The sequence below is a fragment of the Streptomyces sp. NPDC050549 genome, assembly GCF_040655035.1.
Classification (GTDB): Bacteria; Actinomycetota; Actinomycetes; order Streptomycetales; family Streptomycetaceae; genus Streptomyces.
On the sequence record NZ_JBFAJD010000074.1, the window covers coordinates 1 to 23890 of the forward strand.

The window sequence follows — 23890 nt, forward strand, 5'->3', positions numbered from 1 at the left end:
GCTGACCAGGGACCGGTGGCACACCGGGTTCGTCGACGCACACGGCCGCGGCGGGCTGCTCGGCCAGGTCGAGGGCCGCACTGTCGCCGACGTGCTGGCCTGGCTCGCCACCACACCCCTGACCTGGCGCAAGAACATCCGGCACGTCGCCATCAACATGTCGGCCACCTACCGCGCCGCCGTGCGCACCGGCCTGCCCCACGCCACCCTCGTGGTCGACCACTTCCACGTCGTGCAGCTCGCCAACAAGATGCTGTCCCTGGTGCGGCGCCGCACCACCGCCGAAATCCGCGGACGACGCGGACGCGCCACCGACCCGGAATGGAAGGCTCGCAGGCGGCTGCTGCGCAACCGCGAGGACCTCACCGACGAGCAGTTCGCGACGATGTGGAACCCGCTGCTGGACGAGGGGAAGATCGGACAGACGCTGCTGACCGCCTGGATCGCCAAGGAAAGCCTGCGCACCCTCCTTGCTCTGGCCCGCACCGGCGCCGACCGCCACCGCATCGGCCAGGCCCGCTACAAGTTCCTCACCTGGTGCGCGGACGCCGACATCCCGGAAGTGCGTACCCTCGCCGCCACCGTGGACCGCTGGTGGAACGAGATCGCCGCGTTCATCGACACCAGACACAGCAACGCCAAAAGCGAGGGCATCAACCGCGTGATCAAGCTCGTCGCCCGCGCCGCCTTCGGGTTCCGCAACGCTGCGAACCAACGACTACGCACACGTTGTGTCACCACCCGCCGAGCCCGTGGGCACCTCCGCACCGCTCAACTTTGAAGACCCCACAAACCAACCCGGTGCCGCCCAGCTGACCTGGGCGGCATGACTGCCAGCTCGTGGTGACGCCGGCCTTCATCGTCGAACTCGACTGGGATCGGGGCCGCCGCCGTGCCCTCTGTCGGACACCACCAAGCCGAGGATCACGTTACCCCGGTATCCGAAAGATTCGGTCCCCGATGTAGTGTCGTGTCGACCAGTCGGCTGGCCGGAGGAGGGCGCGTGCGGAAAGCGGCGAAGACCGCAGTCGTCGGTGGTGCGGTGTCGGTGGCCGTCTTGGGGGCGACCCTTGCCTATGCCGTGAAACAGCAGGGCCCGGCAGACCATGACACGGCATCGACGCGCGCGGGAACGGCGCAGCCGGTGAACACGAGCCCTCCCTCACCGCACGAAGTGCGCGCCACGGCCCAGGCGTTCCTGACCGCCTGGCAGTCCGGGGACACGGCGAAGGCAGCAGCACTCACCGACAACGTCAAACAGGCGGGCGCCCAACTCGCCTCCTTCAAGAGCGGTTTGCACGTCACCGCATTGACACTCACCGGCAAGCAGCCGACCGGCTTCCAGGTCCCCTTTTCCATATGGACGCAACTGGATTATGCCGGGCAGAAGCCGACGTGGGCCTACGACTCCTCACTGACCGTGGTGCGCGACAGCAGCGGCGACGCCGTGGTCAAGTGGGCACCATCGGTGCTCTACCCCAAGCTGGCGTCCGGCCAGTCGGTCGCGGTCGTACCGACCGGTGCCCCGCCGGTCAAGGCCGTGGACCGCGACGGCAACGAACTGACCACCGCCCGCTACCCGTCACTGACCGGGATCCTCAGCCAACTGCAGACCCGGTACGGGGCCAAAATGCAGGGCACACCCGGTACCGAGATCCGCGTCAAGAACGCCGACGGCAGCGCGGGGCCGGTGCTCAGGGTGCTCTCGCAGGGCAGGCCGGGCAAGCCGCTGCCCACCACGATCGACGCGAACCTGCAGGCCGAGGCCGAGAGGGCCGTCAAGACCCAGGGCCCGGACGCCTCGGTGGTTGCCATCCAGCCCAGCACCGGCGACGTGCTGGCCGTCGCCATGACACCGGCCAAGGGCTTCAACAAGGCGATCCAGGGCACGTACGCGCCGGGCTCCACCTTCAAGGTGATCACCGCCTCGACCCTGCTGGACAGCGGCAATTTCACTCCCAGCACGCCACTGGACTGCCCCCAGTACTTCTCCTACGGCGGCCTCACCTTCCACAACGTGGACAAGATGAAGATCGACCACGCCAATCTCGCCATGGACTTCGAGGCATCCTGCAACACCGCCTTCATGTCGACGGCGAAGGTGCTGCCCGACGGAGCCGTGGAGAACCAGGCGCACGACGTGTTCGGGCTGGGCCTCACCTGGAACACCGGCGTGGCCAGCTTCGACGGCAGCGTGCCGATGACCGGCGGCGCTTCCAAGGCCATGACGTACATCGGACAGGGCAAGGTCCTCGTCAGCCCGCTCGACATGGCATCAGTGGCCGCCACCGCCAAAGCGGGTGAGTTCCACCAGCCGGTGCTCGTGCCGGCCTCCGTGGACAACCGTCAGATCGCCCAGGCTCCGCGGCGGATGAGCGCCTCGGTCGACGCTGCCCTGCGCAACCTCATGAAGCTGACCGCACGCCAGGGCACGGCGGCGCCGGTCATCGGCGGCCTGAGCGGTGATGTCGGCGCGAAGACCGGGACTGCGGAGGTGGACGGACGGCAAAAGCCCAACAGCTGGTTCATCGCCTACCGCGGGGATGTGGCGGCGGCAGCGGTGGTGCCTGCCAGCGGTGAGGGCTACAAGTTCGCGGGCAAGATCGTCACCGCCGTACTCGCCGCGAGCTGAAGCAGCGAGCAACGAGCGGCCAGAGAGCGACCTTGACGACCAACAGCAGCGATTGGGGCGGGTATCCGGCCCGCTGGATCCGCACGGCATCCTGGTCGGCCCTGATCGGCAGCGCGTGGCGCCGCCCGTCCGCAGCCGTAGGGATGTCGGCGGCAGGCATCGCCTTGTTCGCGTTGGTCGGAGCGAGCGCACCCAACCACAACACCCTCAGGGCACCTATCCCGTGGTTCCGGCTGACCGCCATGCCCGGCATGCTCTCCGAGGCGGTCACCTCCGCGGCCATCGTGCTGTCCTGTCTTGGCACGCTCGGCATGCTCCACGCCCACAGGCGGGGCTGGAGCCCGGACGCGCACCTCCTGTTCCGGGCCGGCGTGCTCGCCGCCCTCGTCGTCGCGAACCTCACCCCGGTCGGTTCCTCCGACACGGCCAGCTACGCCGCGTACGGCCGGATTGCTGCCCTCGGCGGGGACCCCTATGTGACGGCCCCCGCCCACTTGGGAGGCGCCTACGCCCATCTGGTGGGCGAAGCATGGCGCAACACCCCGTCGGTGTACGGGCCGGTGGCGACGTGGTGGCAGGCCGGCGCGGCGTCCGTCGGCGGTGAGCGGCCGTGGCTGACGATATGGGCGCTGATGCTCGCGAACGCGGCCGTGTTCGTGGCGACCGGCTACCTGCTGATACGCACTGCCGAGGACCCGGTTCGCGCCGGACTGCTGTGGATCGCCAACCCGCTCCTGATCGGTGTGCTCGTCGCGGGCGGGCATCTGGACACCCTCGTCGCCTGCCTGGCCGTCTGCGCGGTCCAGCTCACCCGCAGAGCCACCAGGTGGCACCACGACCTGGCCGTCGGAGGGCTGATCGGCCTGGCCTGCGGAGTCAAAATCAGCGCCGCGCTGCTCGGCGTCGGACTGACCTGGCCGCTGCTGCGCTCGGGCAGGTGGCGTTCGGCTGTCCGACAGGCAGTCACGGCCGCGCTGGTGCTCGCGGCCCTCTACGACGTCTACGGCCCGCACGCCCTCGCCCCGCTCTCCGCGGCCTCGCATCTGGTGTCCACGCCTTCGCTGTGGGCGGTGTTCGACCACTTCGGCACCGCCTTGCTGGGCCGCCGTGCCACCGCCGCGATCGTCAGCGTCCTTTGGCCCGTCCTGATGCTCGCGCTCGCATGGGGACTTCGCCGCCGCGTCCCGCCGGACGCCCCCGCCGCCGTCGCCGTGCCGTTCGTGCTCGCCTTCGCCTGGGTCCTCACGGCACCGTGGTCGATGCCCTGGTACACGGCTCTGACGTGCGCACTGGCGGCCCTGTCCCGCCCAGGGCGCCTCACCCCGTACCTCACTGTAACGACCGCCGTCCTCGCCCTGTGCCACAACAGCGGCGGTCACGGCTGGACATGGTGAGCATCGACGGTCCGCAAAGCGAGTCCTGCCCGGCCGCAGCAGAGGTGTGCCGTGGTCGTACCCCTGCGGATGTGCCGGCTGCTTCGTTGCGTCCTCGATGACGTCGAGGGTGTCGGCGCCGGTGGTCAGGTCGTGGTGCCGGGATGTTCGGTGAGACGGAAAAGGGCGGGCAGCGCGGTCCTGACGGCGGTGCGGTCCGTTTCGTCGAGCCTGCCGAGTGTGGCGTCCAACCGGTCTTCGTGGGCTCAGGTCCAGGCGGCCAGCTGGGCGCGGCCCATCTCGGTGACGGCGACCGCCGAGGCGCTGCGGTCGGTGGGGTGGACCTCACGGGTGACGAGCCCAGCGGTGATCATCTGGCCGATCCAGCCGCTGACGGTGGACTGGGCCAGGGGCCGGACCGTGGCGAGGTCGCTGACGCGCGCCGGGGCCTGCTCAGCGTGGGCCTGGAGCAGTTCGACCTGGGCCATGGGGAGATTTTCCCACGGATAGTCGGTCCCTATCGAAGCGCGCAGGGCCCGGCGCAGCCGGGTGACGGCCTCGGTGAGCAGACGGGCATCACGCGCGCCTCGGCCGCCCGCTTCCCGCTTCCCGTCATCGGGGCCCTGGTCGCCGTCATCAGCTGCAAGCTCATCGCCGCGCACCCGGGACATCCGCAGCGTCCTGCGGTCGGGCCGCGTGCCCGCCCAGTGATACTGCTGACCTTCCTGGCGACCACGCAGGCCCCGCTCGACCAGGCCCTGGCCGTCGCGCTGGGCGCCTCGATGCTGGCCCGGCTGACCGGTCCCTTCCGCTCCGTCCACCGGAACACGATGGCCGCATTCAGCCGCCCCTGAACCCGCTCCTGGCCTCGGCCGGCTCTTCTTCCCCTGCCCACGGAATCACGCCTTTTCCCGTGCTGTCACTTCGGTGACGTGGCCTGTGTGCGGGGGCCGTCGGCCGGGGACAGCCACGCCGCAGCGGTGGCGACAAGCGCCGCGGCCAGCAGGATGGCGATGGACTGGACCCAACGGTCGCGGACACCTTGACCGTGGGTCAGATGGAGTTGGAGGGTAATCAGGGCGACGCCGAGGGCGGTGCCCAGGCCGCGGGTCATGTTGACCAGGCCGCCGCCGGTGCCTGAACAGTTGGCCGGTATCGCGCTCATCACCAGGGTGTTGTTGGCCGGGGTGAACAGCCCCAACCCGATCCCGAGGACGGCCATTTGCGCCGCCAGCCACACCGGCGTGACGGGAAGCACGAGCATCGCGGCCAGTGTGCCCGTGCACACCGCCACCCCGAGCAGGCAGCGCGCCCGGTCGCCGACCGCGCGGGGCAGGACGCGGCCCGCGCCTGTGGCCGCGAGCGCGAAGCCGCCCGGCAGAGCGGTCAGCACTACCCCTGCCAGCAGCTCCGAGCCCCCGGTCCGCACCACGATCTGCGGCACCAGCACCAGCGGCCCGAACAGCACCAGGTACCCGCACAGCGCCGCCGCCAGCCCTGACGACACCGCCCGCACCCGCAACAGCCCCAGGTCCAGCAGGGGAACGGCCGCACGTTGCTGACGGCGCACGAAGGCCCAGCCCGCCGCCACCGCAAGCACAAAGAGGCCGACGACCGCCCAGGGCGGCACCGCGAGCCCGGACGCCGCCGAGACACCCAGCAACAGGCTCGTGGTCGCCACCGCCAGCAGAACCAGCCCCGGCCAGTCGAACGAGGCCACCCGGTTACGGCTGCGGGTACGCGGGAGCAGATAGTGCCCGGCCACCAGCGCCACGACCCCCACCGGCACGTTGATCCAGAACACCCACCGCCAGCCCAGCGCCGACACCAGCGCCCCGCCCACCGTCGGCCCCAGCGCCAGACCCACCGCCTGCGCCGCCGCCTGCACACCCAGCGCGGCCCGCATCCGCTCCCGCGGCGCACTGGTGGTCACCAGCGCGACGCTGTTGGCCTGCATCATCGCCGCGCCCACCGCCTGCACCACCCGGAAGGCCACGAGCGCGGCCAGGGACGGAGCGAGGCCGCAGGCCGCCGACGCGCCGGTGAAGACCACGAAGCCGTAGAGGTAGAACAGCTTGCGGCCGTACGCGTCCGATAGCCGCCCGACCGGTATCAGGAGGGCGACCAGGGTGAGCAGATACGCCAGCGACACCCACTCGATCGCGGCAAAGGATGTCCGGAACTCGCTGCGCAGGCTGCCGTAGGTGAGAGTGACGATGCTGGCGTCCAGCTGCCCCATGAACGCGCCGAAGCACACCGTCGCCACCGCCAGCCACCACGCTCCGGGCCGGCTGCGTATCGCCTGGGGCCGAGGCCGCTCCCCTATCAGCAGCGACGACCAGGTCCGGGTGGGTATGGGGGCTGTACCGACTTCGCCATTGCCCACGATGCCTCCGTCCTTCGCTCCGGCAGAAGACCTTGCATTCCGATATTACATCGGCTACCAAACTATTTTGTAGCCGATGCGTACTGGGGCCGGGAACCCCGCGTCTGCTAGGGGCCTCTGCGCGGCAAGGGAAAGGACGCTGGGGATGAGAAGACGGCACTGATGGAGCGGGCTGGCCGACAGCGCGGCCGACACGGTGGTCGTCCACCACACCTGGGGATCGTGGGCCTCCGGGGACGTTGCCTCCCTCTCCAACCAGTACGCCGCCATGCCCTCGGTGCACATCATCTGGTCCGCCTGGTCCGGCCTCACCCTGGCCTTCCTCGCCCGCCGCACCTGGGTCCGGGTGCTGGGCGCCTGCTACCCGCTGGCGACCTTCACCGTCATCCTGGCCACCGCCAACCACTTCGTCACCGACGCGGCAGCCGGCGCAGCCACCCTCGCGACCGGCTTCCTGATCCAGCGGCTGCTCACCGGCCGCCCCGCCTACCCAGCTCTACGGCGGAACGCCCTCACGGCCAGCCAGCCCTGACGCAGCGCCAGCACCGCCCAGACCCCGGCGACGGCGGCCAGCCAGCGCGCCTGCAACACCACCGCACCCATCACCGCGAGCACGGCAACCAGGACGTCCAGACCAGTCACCCAGGCGTCCCACACCCACTCGCCGGCGTTCCGGGTCACCCTCGCGAACCCTTCACGTACCTCGTCACAGCGTCTCCCGCGCGGCTTTCGACTCACCGCTCGGACTCAGCCAGGCCGACGCAACCGCGACGGCCGAAGCCGCCACGGCGGTGGCCCACAGAACAGCTGGGACGTGTGCAGATAGCTCTACCCCAAAGATATGTGGGACTCCGAAGTATTTCGCTATCGTCCCATCTCGCGTTTCGCGGCGGCGCCGCCAGATCCGCCCGGTGGACAGATGCGCGGAATGTCCATGGCGCTGTCGCGGACCTTCCTCCCAGGAAAACGAAGAACTCCAACGTCAGGGGAGTCGTGTCGATCGACCTGGACGAAGAAGCTGCCATCCGGCGCGTCACGGAGCATCTCAACGCCTGGTGCCACGGCAGCCATACACTCGAAGAGATCGAGGCCACGGTCGCCGAAGCCCGCCGTGCCTTCACAGCCCTGCCCATCCGGACCTACGTGCCCATCCTTGTGGAACGCAAGTCCCGCAGCATCCTCGGTGAGCACCCCCGCTGAGGAGAACAGCCGGACAAGACCGACACAGAGGCGCTGCAGCGGCCCATGAAGTCGATTGCGCTGAAGGCGGTTTGGACGCGCCTGGCGGTTGCTCAATTACGCCGGAACCACAAGGTGAGGGCGGTGGGGCGATCGAATCATGACCGGGGCTTGCCGGCCGCCGTTGCCTCCATAGCCCGCCCCGAGACGGAGGTGGCCCGTTCGCCTGCGGGCCCGCGGACGGGCAGTGCGTCGACGGTTCGAAGGACTGGCTTGGCGAGCACGAAGCCGACGCCCATCACCATGACGCCGGCGACTGTGTCCAGCAGATAGTGGTTGGCCGTGCCCAGTACCACGAGTGTGGTCACCACCGGGTAGGCAATCCCCAGCGTGCGTATCAGCCAGTGGCGTCCCCGGCGGAAGAGCACGAGTCCGCACCACAGCGACCAGCCGACGTGCAGGCTCGGCATGGCCGCGTACTGGTTGGTGAGATGGCCCAGGCCCTGTGGCGCGCTGGCGTCGGTTCCCCACCAGCCGTAGGAGCTGTACTGCGCCATGGTGTCGATGAAGCCGTGCCCGCCGTGCAACAGCCGGGGCGGGGCGGTGGGCAGCACGGTGAAGCCGACCAGGCCGATCAGAGTGGAGATCATCAGCCAGGTGCGGGCCGCCCGGTAGTGCGCCGGGTGGCGGCGCCACAGCCAGATGAGGACGGCCGGTGTGACGATGTAGTGCAGTGACGCGTAGGCGAAGTCGGCGGGTATGCCCAAGAGGGCGTGGTTGGCGAAGAGCCGGTTGAGCCAGTGCTCCGGGTCCAGGTGCACCAGTTGCTCGGAGTGCAGGATGTCCACTCCGTTCCTCACGGCGTCGCCGACCTCACCCCGGACCAGCAGGCGCACGCCGGAGTACAAGGCGTAGACGACGGCGAGCAGGGGTAGTTCGGTCCGCCAGCGGAGGTGGTCGCGGTGTGCTGTGGTGCGTATCGCGCTGGCACTGGTCGTCATCCGGACGTGTCTCCAGGGTTGTCCGAGGCTGAGGGCCGACGGTTGTGTGGTGGTCAGTCCCTGTGTCGCCGAGGGTGATGCGGACTCCGAGCAGGTGATTGCCCGGAGTCGTCGCCGACCAAATATATCGGTGACCGAAGTGATCCCTGCTGGCACCCGTTCCTTCCCCGCTCGTTCGCCCCGCAGAGCGGCAAGGACTCGATCGGTCGCCGCGGTACGTCGGGCCGTTCGCCTGTGATAGCCGCGTTGTATCGGATGATCGTGTGCAGCTGCGCCACTTGCCCGCGCATCGGGACCGAACGGCCCCTTGGCCTGCGAACACGCTCGCGCGAAAAGGGGCGGCTGATCTGGATCTCCGTCGCCCGGCCCGGCCGCAACCGCGAGGCTACCGCCGCTCGCCACGGCCATCTCGTCGAAAACCTGAAGGCGGCCGGTTCCGGCGCGCTCGCCGACCTGGGCTTCCTCGGCGTGGACAAGCCCGACGACCCCGACGATCCGGTCGTCGTCACCTGCTTCAAGGCCGCCCGCTACCGCAAGCTGACCGCCGGGCAGAAGGAGGCGAACCGTGTGCTGGTCGCCGGACGCGTCCCCGTCAAACACGGCTTCGCCCACCTCAAGAACTGGCGGATCCTCACCAAACTCCGCGCCGACCCCGCCCGCGCGACCGGACTCCTGCGCGCCCCGCTCGTCCTGACGAACCTCGAAGTCAACCGCTGAGCCCATCTCGGCCCTGGCAGGAATCCCACTGGAAGCGAATGAGGGCCACGGGCGAGCGCATCGAGCCACACGACGACGCTATGGACGCCTGTGCTCCCCCCTTGCACCTCGTGGCCTTCGCCGCTGCTACCGGAGCCGACGAACTTCTCCCGACGGCAGTAGACCCTCCCCACGAGGTGTTCCGCGGAGAGGGCCCAGTAACGCTCGGCGCTGGACAGTGGTTTACCTGCTGTTCTTCACCGGCCGACGAAGCACGTCCCTGATCAGCCACCGCAGCTTGCGGGCCCGTGGGGTCTCGGTGGAGTAGCTGGTGGTGAACCTGATGTCGTTCGCGGTACGTCCCAGGGGCGCACCTTCAGGCGAGTACCGGGTGGGAGGTTGTTCGCCCATGCGTCTCTCCTACGGATTCGGAGACCTGGTCCCGCATCCTTTGCGCAGATCGTTGTCGGAGCGGGTCTTGGGGCCCCAGCCGATCCCGCTGGCGTAGCCCTGCATCACAGGGTAGTAGGTGTAGGTGCCGCCCCCGTCGTTGCAGTCCGTCGACCATCCGTAGTCGATGAAGCTGTTCGAGGTCAGTCCCGTGCCGTGCCAGTTGTTGTAGCCGCGCGGTCCGCTCCACGAGCTGCGCCACATCTGTGTCTGCAGCTTCTGCGAGCCGAACGAGCCGCTGCACGCCTGCGGGGTCTCCCACTGGAACCACGCCCCGGCGCCGGCCCCGTGGAACGAGACGTCGGAGATGTACACCGAGCAGCTCGCCGCCGCCGGAGCGGCGGGCCCGGCGGGTTTGACGTCACCGGCCTTGTAGGTGAAGGAGTACAGCTTGCCCTTCGTCGTCTTGCCTCACTCCCCGATGGTGGTCCCCGTCACCACACGGTGTCCGTCCACCATCACATGCCCGACTGAGGGGTGCGGGTTGTCCGCGGCGTCCTGCGTCACCGCCGAGGCCGACGTGCTGGAATCTAGAACAGCGGCCGCGGCCAAGCCCACAGCCATTACGGACAGGGGTCTTGCTATGCGCATAGGTGTTCCCTCCCGTTGCGTTGCCGGTCGGTCGATCCGGCAACGCCGGGAACACTAGTTCGAGGACCATGGAGAGCGGGGCACTCGGCGCGGGCTTGGCCGAATCACGATCGCCTCATCTGCACTGAACGCCGCACCCATGGCGCAAACCCCCTCCGTCCTCGTCGCGCGCACCCGTACCTGGTCCCACATTTTCAGGCTGGAACTGCACCGTTCGTTGAGGCTGGCTCCCCTCAGAGTCCACGCGGACGCCGTGTAATCAAGCGGCCTGAACTGTGACTGGGTGTCAGGTGACCAACGATCCACTTCGCAGTCTGCCGCCCACAAGTAGTGCGAATACGTCGAAGAACTGTCACACCAGCCCCTTTGACCTGCTTTTTCGTGATGGCGGAGGCTTACTGAGGCAACGGCCCGACCAGCACACTCACTCAACTTTTCGTGTCAGAGGCACGGCATTGTCGTTCGGAATCCAGAGGGGTCACTCCCGCCCCCGCCCAATCGTGATCCGCCTGACGGCAGCAGGCCGCGTGCGTCGGGGCAGGAATCCCCTGCCGCTGGGGGGACGATACTGACCGGACGCGGCAGGCTGGCCGGGGTCTGTCGGCCGACGTGTCAGAGGTGCGATGTGGATTTTGCGACGTTGGCGATGATCTCGCTCGCGGCGCTGATTGGCCCGCTGCTTGCGCTGCCGCAGCGCTGGCACGTGCCCGTCGTGGTCGGCGAGCTGACCGCAGGGGTGGTCCTAGGGCCGAGCAGTGTCGGCTATCTGCGGCCCGGCAACGGGACGTTCGCCTTTCTCGCGGACATCGGCTTCGCGCTGGTGATGTTCGTCGCCGGGTCGCACGTCCCAGTCCGGGATCCCGGTATGCGTGCCGGATTGCGGATCGGGGCCCTTCGCGCACTCTTCGTGGCTGTGCTGGCCGTGCCGCTCGCCCTCGGGATCGCCGCGCTGTTCGGTACCGGGCATGCCGCCTTGTACACGGTGCTGCTGGCCTCGTCGTCGGCCGCGTTGATCCTGCCGATGCTCGACTCGCTGCGACTGCAGGGCAGGCCGGTGCTGGAGCTGCTGCCGCAGGTGGCGTTCTCGGACACGGCCTGCATCGTGGCGCTGCCCCTGGTCATCGAGACGCAGCGGGCCGGGCGCGCGGCGCTGGGGGCGCTGGCCCTGACGGCCTGTGCGGCCGTCTGCTTCGTGGTCCTGCGTCATTTCGAGCGGACAGGACGTCGGCGGCGCCTGCACCGGCTGTCACAAAATCGCAAGTGGGCCCTTGAACTGCGAATCAGCCTGACGATCGTCTTCGCTCTCGCGGCTGTGGCGGTGCGCACGCACGTCTCGATCATGCTGGCGGGGTTCTGTTTCGGGCTCGTGGTGGCGGCCATCGGAGAACCGCGGCGACTGGCCCGCCAACTCTTCGCGGTAACGGAAGGGTTCTTCGGTCCGCTGTTTTTCCTGTGGCTCGGTGCCTCACTCGACCTGAGCCAGCTCGGCCGGCACCCCTCGTTCATCCTGCTCGGGCTGCTACTGGGGACTGCCGCGGTTGCCATCCACGCCGCGATGCGACTGACCGGCCAGCCCACCTCGCTCGGCACGCTCTCGGCGGCGCAACTGGGCGTGCCCGTGGCCGCCGCGACACTCGGCTCTCAATTGCACGTGCTCAAGCCCGGCGAAGCCGCCGCACTGATGCTCGCAGCGCTGGTGACCATCGGAGCGGCGGTCGGCGCGGGCATCCTGGCCGCCCGCGCCTTGCCGACGAACGTCCCGGCCACGAACCAGTAGCCCAGTGCCGATGCGGTCAGGGTCCGAGGCCGACCAATGATGACAAGCGCCACCATTAGGGCTTGTCTTCAGTCGTGATCAATGAGCGCGGTCCGGTGTGAATGACGAGTGGGGTGCTCGCGCCGGCCGGCGGCCGGCGGCCGCACGATTGTCCGTCTTGTCGGCGAATCACAATTTTCGTACCTTTTCAGCTAGTTCACCCTAATCGGGTCGATACCTTCGCAGAACCCCGGCCACAACCCATGGCGGGTGTGTCGGCGGCGCTCCGCCAATCTCGCCCTGCCCTGCGACGCTGTCGCCCGGATCGTCCGGTCCCCCGATGGCGAGGTAGGCCAGGCCGCCGAGCCCTGCCAGGGCGCAGTAGACGGCGAACGGGACGAGGGTGCGGTTCTCGAAGTACCTGACCAGGCAGCGGATGGCGAGGTAGGCCGCGATGAAGGCGGCGATGCTGCCCACCAGGAGCGGGCCGCGCAGACCGTTGCCTTCGGCTCCCAGCAGCGGAGGCAATTTGAGCAGCGCCGATCACCGGGGTGGCAAGCAGGAAGGCGAAGTGGGCGAAGTCCTCGTGGTTCAGGCTGCGGAAGATTCCCGCGCTGATGGTGGAGCCCGAGCGGCTGATCCCGGGGAGCAGGGCAAGGATCGGGGCGGCGCCGATCGCCATGGCCTACCGCATTACCATCCCCGCGTCCCGCACCGGCCCCCGGCAGCACTCCCGATGGGGACCGTCCTGTCTCCCCCCTTCCGCACGCCTCGCGCCATGCGGCTCGACCCGGCCGGGGCGGTCGCGGATGAAGCACCGGAAAGCTGAGCGAACTGGTGCCATCAGCCGGGGGCTGACCGTGAACAGGGCGGCGAAGACCGGCATCGTAGGCGCCTGCGCGGTCGCGCTGGGCCTGGGAGGGTTCGGCGCCTACGACATCGCGCACGGCCAGAGTCGGCCGTCGGGCGGGAGGCGGAGAACCGTGACTCCCGCGGCGGAGTCGAGCACACCACCACCTGCGGCGAAGGCCGGGACGTTCGCGCGAGGCTTCCTGAAGGACTGGGCGGCGGGACCCGCCCACTACACGGCAGCGGCTGGCGAGACGGACGCGCCGAAGGACGCGCGGCAGGCACTGGGCTCGTACCACGACGGGGTGCAGCTGCGCTCACTTGCTTTCAGCGACGTCGCCACGACCGGAGTCGACCCGCTGCGCGGCAACGCAGTGCGGGTGACCTTCACGGCCACGGCCCGGCTTGCGGCGGGTACGTGGTCGTATCCCGGGGCGCTCGACGTGGTGCAGGACGCCGCCGGGCAGCAGGCGGTGCGCTGGTCGCCCTCGGTCCTCCAGCCCAGGCTCGGAGCCGGACAGAGCCTGCGCCTGGGCCCGCTCACGCCACCGGCTTCGCAGGTACGGGTGCTCGCGCGGGACGGCAGGACGCGGCTGACGGGTGAGTGGTTCCCCTCTCTCGCGGCCATCATGTCCACCATCGGAGCGCACGCGGCGGCCACCACGAAGAGCCGGAGCGGCAGCGGCGTGACGATCGTGAACGCCGCCGGGGCCACCGTTGCCACCCTCAAGGTCTTCAAGGAGCCGGCAGCCGCGTCCGTGCGCACCACCATCGACGCCGCTCTGCATGCGGCGGCCGAAAAGGCGGTGCACGACCAGCAGGTGGACGGCAAGCCGGCCGGAGTGGTCGCACTCGACCGCCGCAACGGCCACATCCGCGCCGTCGCCTACGACGGCCCGGACGGGAACATCGCCATCAACGCGGCCAAGGCGCCCGGCTCCACCATGAAGATCATCACGTCGGCGGCGCTGTTCGACCGGGCGGGCCTGACGCCCGACAGTACGGCTCCCTGCCTCAAGACGCAGGCCGCGTCCGGCCAGGTGTTCCACAACGAGGCGGACGTGCCGGCCAACCCGAACGCCACGCTGCTGCAGGCGTTCGCCGAGTCCTGCAACACCGCCTTCGTCAAGGAAGGGTTCGACCACCTCGTCCACGGCGGTGACGGCGCCGACGACCTGCACGACGAGGCACACGACATGTTCGGGTTCGGCAGCTGGTCGATCGGCGGGGGCGTGCAGACCACCGACCCGTCCGTCCCCGCAACCCCGTCGGGCGGGGACAAGGCGGCCCAGTTCATCGGCCAGGGCCAGGTCACGGCCAGCCCGCTGGTGATGGCCTCGGTGGCGGCCACGGTCCGCGACGGCGCCTTCCACCAGCCGGTCATCCTGCCCGGCCAGCCGCAGACCCCGGCGCCCCGCCCGCTGTCAGCGACCACCGCGGGCTACCTCCAGCGCATGATGCGCGCTGTGGCCACGGACGGTACCGCGGGCGCCGCCTGAGCGCCCTATCCGGAGTGGGCGCGAAGACCGGCACCGCGGAGGAGGGCAACGGCACCAACGGCTGGCTCACCGCCTACAGCGACGACCTCGCCGTCGCCTCCCTCGTCGAAGGCGGCAGTTCGGGCGTCGGCTCCGCCGGCTACGTCGTACGGGACCTGCTCACCGCGCCGCAGTGACACCCGGTCGGGCCAGCGGTCCTTCCACCGGGACGGACACACCTCTCCGGTGCCCGATAGCCCCCGGGTTCGGCCCGGCAGCCGATCACGGGAACGGCGCACCTCCTGGACGGTGAAGCCCAGCGCAGGCGCCCCGGGCCGGCCAACCGCACGCGGAGCCGGGAGAGCACCGAGGCAAGGGGTGCGCCGGCGATCAGCGCGGACCCCACGGATGCCACCGCGCGCCGCCATCAGTACCTGTACCGGGCTGCTCGGCTGCTCCGCGGCGCGTCTACTGCAGCCCGTCGCCTCCAAGGCCGCCGACCGGCTCACCGAGGTTCTCCGCAAGCCGGAAGAGAGCCGGCAGTGCGCCCGAGATCGCCCGGCGCTCGGCGTCGTCGAGGGCCGCGAGCGCGGCGTCCATGCGACGCTCGTGGGCGGCGGTCCAGGCGGCTAGCTGCTCACGCCCGCCGTCCGTGAGCGTGACCACGGAAGCGCGGCGGTCGACCTTGTCGACGTCACGCGCGACCAGCCCCGCAGTGATCATCTGTCCGATCAGCCCGCTGACAGTACTGGGGGCCAGACGCTGACGGGAGGCGAGGTCGCTGACACGGGCCGGGGAGTGCTCGCCGAGCACCTGCAGCAGTTCGACCTGGGCCATGGGCAGGGTCTCCCACGGGTAGTCAGTGCGGATCGAGGAGCGCAGCGCGCGGCGCAGCCGGGTCACGGCCTCGGTGAGCAGGCGTGCGTCCGGCGCCTGTCCGGCGGGACGGGGCGGGGAGACCTCGGAGTCGGGCTGCGCAGACATGCGGCAAGGGTAGTCGGATCGCGCCCGGGGATAACCGTCCGTCCACCGAGTGGGCGCCACGCCCGTACCGATTCCGAATGATTCGGTGTCCGATGTATTGTCGTGCAGGTACTCCGGCCGCGGGCCGGGTCCCGGATGACGCGAGAACGGTCGACCTGATGAACGTGGCGTACCTGCCCAGTCCTTCGCAGGGAGTGTGGCACCTCGGGCCGCTGCCGATCCGCGCGTACGCGCTGTGCATCCTGGCCGGCATCTTCACCGCCGTCTGGCTCACCGGCCGCCGCTGGGAGGCCCGGGGCGGGCGCCGCGAGGACATCGCGGACATCGCGATCTGGGCGGTGCCGTTCGGCATCCTCGGCGGCCGTCTCTACCACGTGATCACCGACCCGGAGCTGTACTTCGCCTCCGGCAAGCAGCCTCTGCACGCCCTGTTCATCTGGGACGGCGGCCTGGGCATCCCCGGCGCGGTGGCGCTGGGTGCGGTCGGCGCCTGGCTGGGCTGCCGCCGCCGCGGCATCAGGCTGTCCGACTTCGCCGACGCCGTCGCCCCGGGGCTGGTGCTGGCCCAGGCGATGGGCCGGTGGGGCAACTACTTCAACCAGGAGCTGTACGGCGGCCCCACCCATCTGCCGTGGGCGCTGTACATCGACCCGGCCAACCGCCCCGCCGACTCCCCCACCGTCGCCCTGTACCACCCCACGTTCCTGTACGAGTCGCTGTGGGACCTCGGCGTGATGGCCCTGCTGCTGTGGCTCGACGCCCGCCACCACCAGCGGCTGCGGCGCGGACGCCTGTTCGCCTGCTACGTCCTGGCCTACACCACCGGCCGGGCCTGGATCGAGGCGCTGCGCATCGACCACGCCAACCACTTCCTGGGCCTGCGCCTGAACGACTACGTCTCCCTCATCCTGTTCACCGGCGCGCTGGCATACCTGATCGTCTCCCGGCGTCCGCGTCCGGACGACGACGCCCCGTACCCGGCCCCCGACAGTGCGGATGCCAAGCCGGTGGCTGCCCAGGCGTCCGCGCGGGAGAAGGCGTGACGGAGGCCACCCAAACGTCGCCGGCCGCCTCCGAGCACCCGCGTCCGCGTCCGGGAGGGCGCATCGGCCCGCTGCTGCCCGCCCGCCTGCGCCCCCTGGACCGGCCCCGACTGTGGATGGAACTGGCCTGCACCGGGCTCCTCTACTGGGCCTACACCCTCACCCGCAACGCTGTACCCGCCCACCGCACCGCCGCCCTGCACCGCGCCCACGCCATCTGGCACGCCGAGCAGGTGCTGCACGTGGACATCGAACTCACCGTCAACCACGCCGCCGACCGGGTCGGCTGGCTGATCGTGGGCATGAACTACTACTACGCCACCCTGCACTTCGTCGTCACCATCGGCGTCCTGATCTGGCTGTACGTCCGCCACCCGGGCCGCTACCGCGCGGTGCGCACCGCCCTCTATACCGCCACCCTGCTGGCACTGGCCGGCTTCGCGTTCCTGGCCACGGCCCCGCCCCGGTTCCTGGCCGGGCGCGGGTTCATCGACACGGTGGTCGTCCACCACACCTGGGGATCGTGGGCCTCCGGGGACGTTGCCTCCCTCTCCAACCAGTACGCCGCCATGCCCTCGGTGCACATCATCTGGTCCGCCTGGTCCGGCCTCACCCTGGCCTTCCTCGCCCGCCGCACCTGGGTCCGGGTGCTGGGCGCCTGCTACCCGCTGGCGACCTTCACCGTCATCCTGGCCACCGCCAACCACTTCGTCACCGACGCGGCAGCCGGCGCAGCCACCCTCGCGACCGGCTTCCTGATCCAGCGGCTGCTCACCGGCCGCCCCGCCTACCCAGCTCTACGGCGGAACGCCCTCACGGCCAGCCAGCCCTGACGCAGCGCCAGCACCGCCCAGACCCCGGCGACGGCGGCCAGCCAGCGCGCCTGCAACACCACCGCACCCATCACCGCGAGCACGGCAACCAGGACGTCCAGACCAGTCACCCAGGCGTCCCACACCCACTCGCCGGCGTTCCGGGTCACCCTCGCGAACCCTTCACGTACCTCGTCACAGCGTCTCCCGCGCGGCTTTCGACTCACCGCTCGGACTCAGCCAGGCCGACGCAACCGCGACGGCCGAAGCGACCGCCAGGACGGCGGCGGCCCTGCGGGCACCCGTCTGGACTCCGCCGTCGCCAGCCAGGTGCAGGGCGAGCGTGACCAAGGCGACGCCCAGTGCGGTGCCCAGACCACGGGTCATATTGACCAGGCCGCCACCGGTGCCGGAGGAGCGGGCTGGGATCGCCCCCATGATCATGGTGTTGTTGGCCGGGGTGAAGGTGCCCAGCCCCAGCCCGGCCAGCGCCAGGACCGGCACCAGCCAGGCGATCGTCAGCGGAACGGCCAGCAGTGCGGCCGTGGCGAGGGCGAAGACACCGGCCCCGGCCAGACAGCGCCTACGGTCGGCCAGGGAGCGCGGAAGCAGCCGGTCACCTCCGGTCGCGGCCAGCGCGAACCCGGCCGGCAGCGCCGTCAGGACCGTCCCGGCCATCAACGCCGAGGTGCCCCGCGCCATGAGGACGACCGGCACCAGCACCAGCGGCCCGAACAGCACCAGGTACCCGCTCAGCGCTCCGACCAGTCCGAACGCCACCGCCCGCCCCCGCAACAAGGCCAGGTCCAGCAGCGGCGTAGCGGCCCGGCGCTGCCGGCGGACGAAGCCCCAGCCCGCCACCGCGGCCACGGCGAACAGCACGGTCACACCCCAGCCGGGCACCGGCAGCCCGGAGGCCGCCGACACACCCAGCAGCACACTGGTGGTCGCCACCGCCAGCAGGGACAACCCCTGCCAGTCGAAGCCCGCCACACGGGTACGGGCCCGGGTGCGCGGCACCAGATAGTGCCCGGCCACCAGCGCGATGAGCCCGACCGGCACGTTCACCCCGAACACCCAGCGCCAGCCCAGCGTCGACACCAGCACCCCGCCCACCGTCGGCCCCAGCGCCAGGCCCAGCGCCTGCGCGGCGGCCTGCACCCCCAACGCCGTGCGCATCCGCTCCCGCGGCGCGCTGGTGGTCACCAGCGCCACACTGTTGGCCTGCATCAGTGCCGCCCCGGCCGCCTGCACCATCCGGAAGCCCACCAGGGCCCCCAGCGACGGCGCCAGCCCGCAGGCGGCGGACGCCAGCGTGAACACCGCGAACCCGTACAGGTACAGAAGCTTGCGGCCGTGCGCGTCGGCCAGCCGCCCGGCCGGAATCAGCAGCGCCACCAGAGTGATCAGATAGGCCAGCGACACCCACTCCACCGCCGCCAGCGACGTATGGAACTCTGTGCGCAGGCTGCCGTAGGTCAGCGTCACGATGCTCGCGTCCAACTGCCCCATGAACGCCCCGAAGCACACCGTGCCCACCGCCAGCCACCAGGCATTCGGCCGCGACCGTATCCCCTCCGGACGAGCCCGCTCCGCGGTGAGCACGGCGGACCAGCGCCTCCTGGACGGGCGGGGACTCATGCGGGTGGCCATACGCCTCATGATATATCGGTCACCGAAATGTTTTGCTATCGTTTCATCTCGGGTTCCGCGGCAGTGCCACCCGCTCCGCCCAGATGACGGTGCGAGGAATGTCCATGGCGCTGCCGCGGGCCTCCCCACCCAGACGAAACGCCCTGACATCAGGGGGAGCCGTGCCGATTGACCTCGACGAGGACGCCGCCATCCTGCGCGTCACCGAGCAGCTCAAGACCTCCTTCAGCGATCGCCACACACCCGACGAGATCGAGGCCGCGGTCGCCGAAGCCCGCGAGTCCCTCAGCACCCTCCCGATTCGAACCCACATACCCGTCCTCGTGGAACGCAAGGCACGCCGCACCCTCAGCGAGCCCACCGGCTGAGGAAGAACGCAGGGAAAACTCCGCCGTGACGTGGCCGCGGATCACCGCCTTCCCCGCACACACCGGCAGCCGCCCGGGCCGTCGGCACACGACCGACGATGGCCACGCACCCTCTGGACCGAGCCGTATCGGGCCACTCGCAGCCCCGGAACCGCGACCAGACGGTCCACCCACGGCCTCCTCAGACCCGTACCAGTGGGCGCGGCCACCGAGAACCGCCCCATCGAAGGCCGGAGGACCAAGTGGTCAGACGTATGGCGGACGACGCGTTCCGTGACGAGCAGGAGAGCGGCCGGTACGCGCCGCACGTCCGCACCATCAACGAGATGGTCGATGAGCTGCGCGACCAGGACGGCCGCGGCTGGATGCCGCACGTGGCTCCCTGGCACGGGGGCGTCGAGGCACGCGTGTTGTCGATTCTGCGCGATCCAGGCCCCAAGACCCAGGACGGCAGCGGTTCGGGTTTCCTGTGCGTGGAAAACGACGATGCCACGGCCGAACGCCAGTGCACCGGCTTTGCCGAAGCGGGCATAGACGCCCGCGACACCACCCCCTGGAACGCCTACCCCTGGTACATCAACCGCGCTCCCAACGCCGAGGAACGCAAGGCCGGCGTCACGGTTCTGGCCCGCCTCCTCGGCCTGCTCCCCCGCCTCGAAGTCGTCCTGCTGCAAGGAGTCGACGCCCAGGACGGCTGGCGACGACTGGAGAAGACCCACCCCCAACTCGCGCAGGAGGCACGGTACGAGGTCGTCAGCACCTATCATCCCGGCCGGCAGGCACTGTGGTCTCCGGACCCTGCCATCCGGGCGGCCCGGGAACAACAGCGCCACGACCCTTACCAGCAGGTGGCGCAAGCACTCCAGCGGTAGCGGGCACAGCGGCAACCCGGCGGCGCCAACGCCTCACCGTCGCCGGCCTCCCGGATGAGGATCACTACTCATGTCGGCGGACGAGTGACACGGAGTACGTGGTCTGCGCGCCCGCCCACGTCACCCGCGAACGGGTCCTGTCCGCCTCCCGCGGATGGGACAGGCCCGCGAAGCGGCGACGGCGAATCCTGCCCCCGGGGCCGGACATCGCCGCACCCGCCCGGCGTAGGTGACCGTCATCGCAAGCGGGACGAGCGGGTCGTTCGGCACCCCATGTTTTCCCAGGGCGCTGCCAGAGGCGTCGACGTCCGACGCCGGTCAGAACGGAATCTCGACGGCGCGGCCTTCCACGTCCAGTTGGGGCACCTCGGGAACCCGGTCCGAGGTCCTCCGTGCGATCCGGTACGCCGACCAGGCAGCGCCGGCAGCGTCGAGAACGTCGTCCGCAGGAACGCGATCCGCCTCACCGAGCACGTCCGGGAGGACGATCCCGGCCCCGGCCAACAGGGAGCGGCGCAGGTGCTGCCCCCGCCAGGTCTTCTTCGCGTAAGCCGGCGGAATCCCGTCCGCCAGGGCGGAGAAGCACACCTCGGGGTGCACCTCGTGGATCCGTTCATCGGCCAGCCAGCATGCCCGAGCCTCAAGCAGCTTCGGGGCCAGCGCCCACGCCTGCTGGCTCAACCGGTTACCGGTGAGCTCCTGACACCGGTCCGCAGCCGCCACGAAGTCGCGTTCCTGCCACACCGGCCTCGGCGCGATGAGAAAGACACTGCTGCGCCGCACACCGAGCAGGGCCTTGGCCGCCAGATCCGCGGCACGCCAGCCCTGCTCGACGAGCCCGAGCGGCATGTCCACCGCGATCACCCGCGCGCCGACGGCACGCTCAATCAAGCTGTCGAGCCGACTATCCACCAGGCTGCCCGCGTACGCGCCGTCCGTTTACCGACCGCAGGTAGTCCTGCCCGTGATGTCCGTCTAGGGCTGTGACCAGGTCGTCCCGGGCTTGCTTACCGACCATGTCCGGGACGTCTGTCATGTTCTGGAGTCGGTACGGAGGACGAGTGGCACGGCATGTGATGGTCGGGGACTTGAGGGTCCAGCAGATCGAGCGGAAGGACGGGCGGCGGTCGCAGCGACGAGCGGAACGGGCACAGCGATGCATGCACAGCCGACGGCGACGCCCCCGAACAGAAAGCCGCAAGAACACCGCCACCGTTTTTGAACCCCGCGCCGCGGCGGCTCTCGCCGCCCGCCGCCGCAAGACCGACGCCGCCCTTGAGCGCGTCCACCAGGCCATCGCCCGGCTCCGACATGAGAAAGCCCAGGTCAGCGTCGCCGCCATCGCCCGCCGAGCGGACGTCTCGCGCACCATCCTCTACGACAACGTGGAGGCCAGAACCGCGGTCGCCGCAGCGATGGCTCAGGCCGGCGAACACCAATCCCGCACGCTCGCTGAACAGGACGCCGAACATGAGGCGACCTGGCACGAACGCGCCCTGAACACCGAGGACGCCCTTAAGGCCACCCACGCCGAGATCCTCGCGCAGCGCACCCGCATCGGCGAACTCCTCGGCCGGATACGCAACTTGGGGGCCGAGTGGACCGAGGAGGCCATGCAGCGGAGCACGACCGAGAACGCCGCCCTCAAGCAGCGGGTCCGCCAACTGACCGCCGACAACCGCCCCCTCGACGAGCGGCTCAAAGCCGCTCGTTCCAACCTCCGCTTCCAGGACCGGCGCATCGCCGATTTCGAAGCCCGCCTTGCCGACCCGCTCTGCTGAGCGAAACGGTCTACCCCCGTAGCAACCGTCGGCGGAGGGCTTCCTGCTCCGGGCTCCGCGCAGGAGCGGGCTGCTGCGGTTTGGGCATGTCGGGGGCGTGAGCGAGGGCGTGGTCGATGCGGTCGCTGCTGCGGATGATGTCTGCGTCGGACTGCGGCGCCGGCCATGTCACCAAGAGGTAGTCCTCCACCGGCTCGGTGCTGACCTTGTCCGGAAGGATGCTGCGGCCTCGCGCGTGAACGCGCAGCCGGTACCAGCCAGGGCCCGCCGGGCTAAGGGGGGCAAGTCCGTCGACCGGGCCCTGTTCGAGGGACTCGACCCGGAGGAAGCCCGTGGGGACGTTCACGCTCACTTCCACGATCTCTTCCCAGGAGGCGTCCGTCGACGCAGCCGGCGGACCGGTCAGAGCGGTTGCCGTGGCCCGGATCGCGCCGGTGTGGATTCCCGTGACGATGAGAGCCCCCTCGGACATGGGGACGGCAAGTCCGTTGCTCCAGTCCGCCGCCTGGACAGGGACTTCTCCAGCGTCGAGGACACCGAAAGTGCCTTCCGGGACGTACACGTTGTGTGCGGTGGCCATGTCTCTCCCGGCTGGTACGTCATCGCTCCGGGCGCAAGCCTGCCATGGTTTGCACGGGGGCGGGCAGTGCGTGGGCCGTCCCGGAACGGCACTACCGTACTGCGCGGGTGCGGATGCCTCGGTTTCCCTCGGCACCCGCACGGTGCGTCAGGAAACAGTGACTCTGAAGGGGTCTCCGTCAAGGATACGCTCAGCTCGGAAGAACTGGGTGTTCAGGCCGCCCTGGGCGTTGTTCTCGGTGGCCGTGATCATGCACACGCTGACGCCGGTCGGCCCCGTCCCGGAGGACACATTGGGCATCTGGCATCCGTCGAAGGTGCGGCGTGTGCCACCGGAGGACAGTCCTTCACGGGAGCGTGCGATGGGGTATTCGTCGCAGCTCAGGCCCGTGATGCTGGGGGCGTCTCCGCAGGCCATCTGACGGTTCGTGTTGATGATCGTGTCATCTTCGGTCCTGGTCAGCGGGTTCGCGAACGTGGCGCCGGGGAGTCCCGATGCCTGGGCGCGCTGAACGTGGGAGGCGAGGGACGGGTAGGAGGCGCTGCTGTAGACAAGTTCTGAGGCGTACCAGGGCACCACGCAGCCGACGTTGGCTCGTCCGGCGGTGGCGTTGTCGCAACGGAACTTGTTGAGGTCGTAGGAGGTGACGGCCGCGGGGTATCCCGCGTTGGTGAAGGTGAGGTACCAGTACGTGGCGCAGTTACCGATGGCACCGGCCGCCGTGGCGGTGGTGTCGAAGAATGCCTCGCCCGACCGCCAGGAGTTCAGGGGCAGCAGCGGCTGTGCCGGGAACGAGGAGCTCTCCAGTGTGCAGGACCCGCTCAGGGTCGCCTGCCCGTCGACGGAGGCTTTCTGGGCGTCTCCCCATCCGCCGTACATTGAGAGCTCGAGCTGGTGGGCGAACGTGGGCAGTCCGGCGTCGCTGTAGCTGTAGCTGTAGCTGTAGCTGATGACGACCATGTCGGCTTCGCCGGTGCCAGGCGCTCAGGAAGGTCAACTGGCTTGGTTTCCTGCACACACACCGAGGTTCCCTCGGCGTTCGGCTCGGTACACGTTTCCGGCGCGGCGGCCAGGGCCTGCTTCCGCTCGGGTTTGGCGGTGGGGCGGTCGGACCCAGAGGTCACGTGCGACCTCAACTGCTCCTGCGCGTCCCCGTCGTTCTGGGCTTGGGCCGCGGCGTGCTGTATCGCGGCAGGCGAAGCGGCTTCGGCCGGCACGATGGCTGTGACCGTCGCGAGAAGTGCGGCAATCACCGCTGTGGGTATCAGGCGTATCGCTCGGGATCTTTCCCGGCGCTGCGACATCAGATCACTCCTAATGGCGTCGTAAGACGTTGGTCTTGATCCTGCTGGCGAACGTCTTGAGCGAACCGGCATGCGGTGATCCGTAACCGCTCCTGAGGCCTG

At 69.8% G+C, this 23890-nt stretch carries 27 protein-coding genes and 2 pseudogenes; 15 read left to right on the plus strand and 14 right to left on the minus strand.

Annotation, left to right across the window (positions count from 1 at the left end):
- From AB0I51_RS46625 to AB0I51_RS46635, 3 genes are all read left to right on the plus strand, one after another.
- On the plus strand, positions 1-781 hold a 781-nt coding region (locus AB0I51_RS46625), incomplete at its 5' end, for a transposase (protein WP_362985307.1).
- Between the two features lie 363 nt (positions 782-1144).
- A complete protein-coding gene (locus AB0I51_RS46630; RefSeq protein ID WP_362985309.1) occupies positions 1145-2632 on the plus strand; it encodes a penicillin-binding transpeptidase domain-containing protein in 1488 nt (495 codons plus the stop codon).
- Between the two features lie 32 nt (positions 2633-2664).
- Positions 2665-4026 carry a hypothetical protein gene (locus AB0I51_RS46635; RefSeq protein ID WP_362985310.1) on the plus strand — a complete coding sequence of 454 codons (1362 nt, stop codon included), beginning with the start codon at positions 2665-2667 and terminating at the stop codon, positions 4024-4026.
- A gap of 245 nt (positions 4027-4271) precedes the next feature.
- Here AB0I51_RS46635 and AB0I51_RS46640 read toward each other — a convergent pair whose 3' ends face one another.
- The gene (locus AB0I51_RS46640; RefSeq protein WP_362985312.1) at positions 4272-4493 is read right to left on the minus strand and encodes a MarR family winged helix-turn-helix transcriptional regulator; all 222 of its coding nucleotides are present in this window, start codon (positions 4491-4493) and stop codon (positions 4272-4274) included.
- On the opposite strand from AB0I51_RS46640, the gene AB0I51_RS46645 reads away from it, so the two are divergent.
- Positions 4464-4859: a hypothetical protein gene (locus tag AB0I51_RS46645; RefSeq protein ID WP_362985313.1), complete on the plus strand. Its 396-nt coding sequence runs from the start codon at positions 4464-4466 to the stop codon at positions 4857-4859. The two genes, AB0I51_RS46640 and AB0I51_RS46645, sit on opposite strands and share 30 nt — an antisense overlap.
- A 65-nt stretch (positions 4860-4924) precedes the next feature.
- On the opposite strand, the gene AB0I51_RS46650 is transcribed toward AB0I51_RS46645, so the two are convergent.
- Positions 4925-6337: an MFS transporter gene (locus AB0I51_RS46650; RefSeq protein ID WP_362985355.1), complete on the minus strand. Its 1413-nt coding sequence runs from the start codon at positions 6335-6337 to the stop codon at positions 4925-4927.
- 244 nt (positions 6338-6581) lie between these two features.
- On the opposite strand from AB0I51_RS46650, the pseudogene AB0I51_RS46655 reads away from it, so the two are divergent.
- Positions 6582-6923: pseudogene (locus tag AB0I51_RS46655) on the plus strand (phosphatase PAP2 family protein); the annotation flags it as partial.
- Here AB0I51_RS46655 and AB0I51_RS46660 read toward each other — a convergent pair.
- Positions 6878-7072, minus strand: a complete 195-nt coding sequence (locus AB0I51_RS46660; protein WP_362985315.1) for a hypothetical protein — start codon at positions 7070-7072, stop codon at positions 6878-6880. The pseudogene AB0I51_RS46655 and the gene AB0I51_RS46660 overlap by 46 nt on opposite strands.
- A gap of 312 nt (positions 7073-7384) precedes the next feature.
- On the opposite strand from AB0I51_RS46660, the gene AB0I51_RS46665 reads away from it, so the two are divergent.
- Positions 7385-7591, plus strand: a complete 207-nt coding sequence (locus AB0I51_RS46665) for a three-helix bundle dimerization domain-containing protein (RefSeq protein WP_362985317.1) — start codon at positions 7385-7387, stop codon at positions 7589-7591.
- A gap of 137 nt (positions 7592-7728) precedes the next feature.
- Here AB0I51_RS46665 and AB0I51_RS46670 read toward each other — a convergent pair whose 3' ends face one another.
- Positions 7729-8571 carry a phosphatase PAP2 family protein gene (locus AB0I51_RS46670; RefSeq protein ID WP_362985319.1) on the minus strand — a complete coding sequence of 281 codons (843 nt, stop codon included), beginning with the start codon at positions 8569-8571 and terminating at the stop codon, positions 7729-7731.
- A gap of 255 nt (positions 8572-8826) precedes the next feature.
- Between AB0I51_RS46670 and AB0I51_RS46675 the strand changes: the two genes are divergently transcribed.
- Complete coding sequence (locus AB0I51_RS46675; protein ID WP_362985321.1) at positions 8827-9288, plus strand: transposase family protein; 462 nt, start codon at positions 8827-8829, stop codon at positions 9286-9288.
- Between the two features lie 222 nt (positions 9289-9510).
- Here AB0I51_RS46675 and AB0I51_RS46680 read toward each other — a convergent pair whose 3' ends face one another.
- On the minus strand, positions 9511-9678 hold the full coding sequence (locus tag AB0I51_RS46680) for a hypothetical protein (protein ID WP_362985323.1): 168 nt from the start codon (positions 9676-9678) through the stop codon (positions 9511-9513).
- A 9-nt stretch (positions 9679-9687) separates the two neighbouring features.
- The gene (locus tag AB0I51_RS46685) at positions 9688-10032 is read right to left on the minus strand and encodes a hypothetical protein (RefSeq protein ID WP_362985325.1); all 345 of its coding nucleotides are present in this window, start codon (positions 10030-10032) and stop codon (positions 9688-9690) included.
- Positions 10033-10933: 901 nt separating this feature from the next.
- On the opposite strand from AB0I51_RS46685, the gene AB0I51_RS46690 reads away from it, so the two are divergent.
- Complete coding sequence (locus AB0I51_RS46690) at positions 10934-12085, plus strand: cation:proton antiporter (RefSeq protein WP_362985327.1); 1152 nt, start codon at positions 10934-10936, stop codon at positions 12083-12085.
- Between the two features lie 201 nt (positions 12086-12286).
- Here AB0I51_RS46690 and AB0I51_RS46695 read toward each other — a convergent pair whose 3' ends face one another.
- Complete coding sequence (locus AB0I51_RS46695) at positions 12287-12592, minus strand: undecaprenyl-diphosphate phosphatase (RefSeq protein WP_362985329.1); 306 nt, start codon at positions 12590-12592, stop codon at positions 12287-12289.
- A 46-nt stretch (positions 12593-12638) separates the two neighbouring features.
- A pseudogene (locus AB0I51_RS46700) lies at positions 12639-12746 on the minus strand (undecaprenyl-diphosphate phosphatase); the annotation flags it as partial.
- Positions 12747-12924: 178 nt separating this feature from the next.
- On the opposite strand from AB0I51_RS46700, the gene AB0I51_RS46705 reads away from it, so the two are divergent.
- Positions 12925-14412 carry a penicillin-binding transpeptidase domain-containing protein gene (locus AB0I51_RS46705; protein ID WP_362985331.1) on the plus strand — a complete coding sequence of 496 codons (1488 nt, stop codon included), beginning with the start codon at positions 12925-12927 and terminating at the stop codon, positions 14410-14412.
- Between the two features lie 14 nt (positions 14413-14426).
- Entirely contained in the window at positions 14427-14588 is a 162-nt protein-coding gene (locus AB0I51_RS46710; protein ID WP_362985333.1) for a hypothetical protein, read from the plus strand.
- 271 nt (positions 14589-14859) lie between these two features.
- Here AB0I51_RS46710 and AB0I51_RS46715 read toward each other — a convergent pair whose 3' ends face one another.
- Positions 14860-15375, minus strand: a complete 516-nt coding sequence (locus tag AB0I51_RS46715; RefSeq protein ID WP_362985335.1) for a MarR family transcriptional regulator — start codon at positions 15373-15375, stop codon at positions 14860-14862.
- 158 nt (positions 15376-15533) lie between these two features.
- Here AB0I51_RS46715 and lgt point away from each other — a divergent pair, with 158 nt between their 5' ends.
- Both lgt and AB0I51_RS46725 read left to right on the plus strand, forming a co-directional pair.
- Entirely contained in the window at positions 15534-16418 is an 885-nt protein-coding gene (gene lgt, locus AB0I51_RS46720) for a prolipoprotein diacylglyceryl transferase (RefSeq protein WP_362985337.1), read from the plus strand.
- Positions 16415-17251: a phosphatase PAP2 family protein gene (locus AB0I51_RS46725; RefSeq protein WP_362985339.1), complete on the plus strand. Its 837-nt coding sequence runs from the start codon at positions 16415-16417 to the stop codon at positions 17249-17251. The genes lgt and AB0I51_RS46725 overlap by 4 nt, the downstream gene beginning before the upstream one ends.
- Here AB0I51_RS46725 and AB0I51_RS46730 read toward each other — a convergent pair.
- Both AB0I51_RS46730 and AB0I51_RS46735 read right to left on the minus strand, forming a co-directional pair.
- Positions 17206-17400 carry a hypothetical protein gene (locus AB0I51_RS46730; RefSeq protein ID WP_362985315.1) on the minus strand — a complete coding sequence of 65 codons (195 nt, stop codon included), beginning with the start codon at positions 17398-17400 and terminating at the stop codon, positions 17206-17208. The genes AB0I51_RS46725 and AB0I51_RS46730 overlap by 46 nt on opposite strands.
- 25 nt (positions 17401-17425) lie before the next feature.
- Complete coding sequence (locus tag AB0I51_RS46735; protein WP_362985341.1) at positions 17426-18883, minus strand: MFS transporter; 1458 nt, start codon at positions 18881-18883, stop codon at positions 17426-17428.
- A 161-nt stretch (positions 18884-19044) separates the two neighbouring features.
- Here AB0I51_RS46735 and AB0I51_RS46740 point away from each other — a divergent pair, with 161 nt between their 5' ends.
- Complete coding sequence (locus AB0I51_RS46740) at positions 19045-19251, plus strand: three-helix bundle dimerization domain-containing protein (protein ID WP_362985343.1); 207 nt, start codon at positions 19045-19047, stop codon at positions 19249-19251.
- 242 nt (positions 19252-19493) lie between these two features.
- On the plus strand, positions 19494-20123 hold the full coding sequence (locus tag AB0I51_RS46745; protein ID WP_362985345.1) for a uracil-DNA glycosylase: 630 nt from the start codon (positions 19494-19496) through the stop codon (positions 20121-20123).
- A gap of 318 nt (positions 20124-20441) precedes the next feature.
- Here AB0I51_RS46745 and AB0I51_RS46750 read toward each other — a convergent pair whose 3' ends face one another.
- Positions 20442-21014, minus strand: a complete 573-nt coding sequence (locus AB0I51_RS46750; protein ID WP_362985347.1) for a DUF429 domain-containing protein — start codon at positions 21012-21014, stop codon at positions 20442-20444.
- A 170-nt stretch (positions 21015-21184) separates the two neighbouring features.
- On the opposite strand from AB0I51_RS46750, the gene AB0I51_RS46755 reads away from it, so the two are divergent.
- Positions 21185-21904, plus strand: a complete 720-nt coding sequence (locus tag AB0I51_RS46755; RefSeq protein ID WP_362985349.1) for a DUF6262 family protein — start codon at positions 21185-21187, stop codon at positions 21902-21904.
- 10 nt (positions 21905-21914) lie between these two features.
- On the opposite strand, the gene AB0I51_RS46760 is transcribed toward AB0I51_RS46755, so the two are convergent.
- Complete coding sequence (locus AB0I51_RS46760; protein WP_362985351.1) at positions 21915-22484, minus strand: hypothetical protein; 570 nt, start codon at positions 22482-22484, stop codon at positions 21915-21917.
- A gap of 147 nt (positions 22485-22631) precedes the next feature.
- Complete coding sequence (locus AB0I51_RS46765; RefSeq protein WP_362985353.1) at positions 22632-23444, minus strand: hypothetical protein; 813 nt, start codon at positions 23442-23444, stop codon at positions 22632-22634.
- Between the last annotated feature and the right edge of the window lie 446 nt (positions 23445-23890).

Bases quoted from the DNA above. Each gene is read 5' to 3' on its own strand.
- AB0I51_RS46640 (WP_362985312.1), bottom strand. From the start codon at position 4,493: ATGGCCCAGGTCGAACTGCTCCAGGCCCACGCTGAGCAGGCCCCGGCG.
- AB0I51_RS46670 (WP_362985319.1), bottom strand. From the start codon at position 8,571: ATGACGACCAGTGCCAGCGCGATACGCACCACAGCACACCGCGACCAC.
- AB0I51_RS46675 (WP_362985321.1), top strand. From the start codon at position 8,827: ATGATCGTGTGCAGCTGCGCCACTTGCCCGCGCATCGGGACCGAACGG.
- AB0I51_RS46680 (WP_362985323.1), bottom strand. From the start codon at position 9,678: ATGGGCGAACAACCTCCCACCCGGTACTCGCCTGAAGGTGCGCCCCTG.
- AB0I51_RS46715 (WP_362985335.1), bottom strand. From the start codon at position 15,375: ATGTCTGCGCAGCCCGACTCCGAGGTCTCCCCGCCCCGTCCCGCCGGA.
- lgt (WP_362985337.1), top strand. From the start codon at position 15,534: ATGAACGTGGCGTACCTGCCCAGTCCTTCGCAGGGAGTGTGGCACCTC.
- AB0I51_RS46735 (WP_362985341.1), bottom strand. From the start codon at position 18,883: ATGGCCACCCGCATGAGTCCCCGCCCGTCCAGGAGGCGCTGGTCCGCC.
- AB0I51_RS46760 (WP_362985351.1), bottom strand. From the start codon at position 22,484: ATGGCCACCGCACACAACGTGTACGTCCCGGAAGGCACTTTCGGTGTC.
- AB0I51_RS46765 (WP_362985353.1), bottom strand. From the start codon at position 23,444: ATGGTCGTCATCAGCTACAGCTACAGCTACAGCTACAGCGACGCCGGA.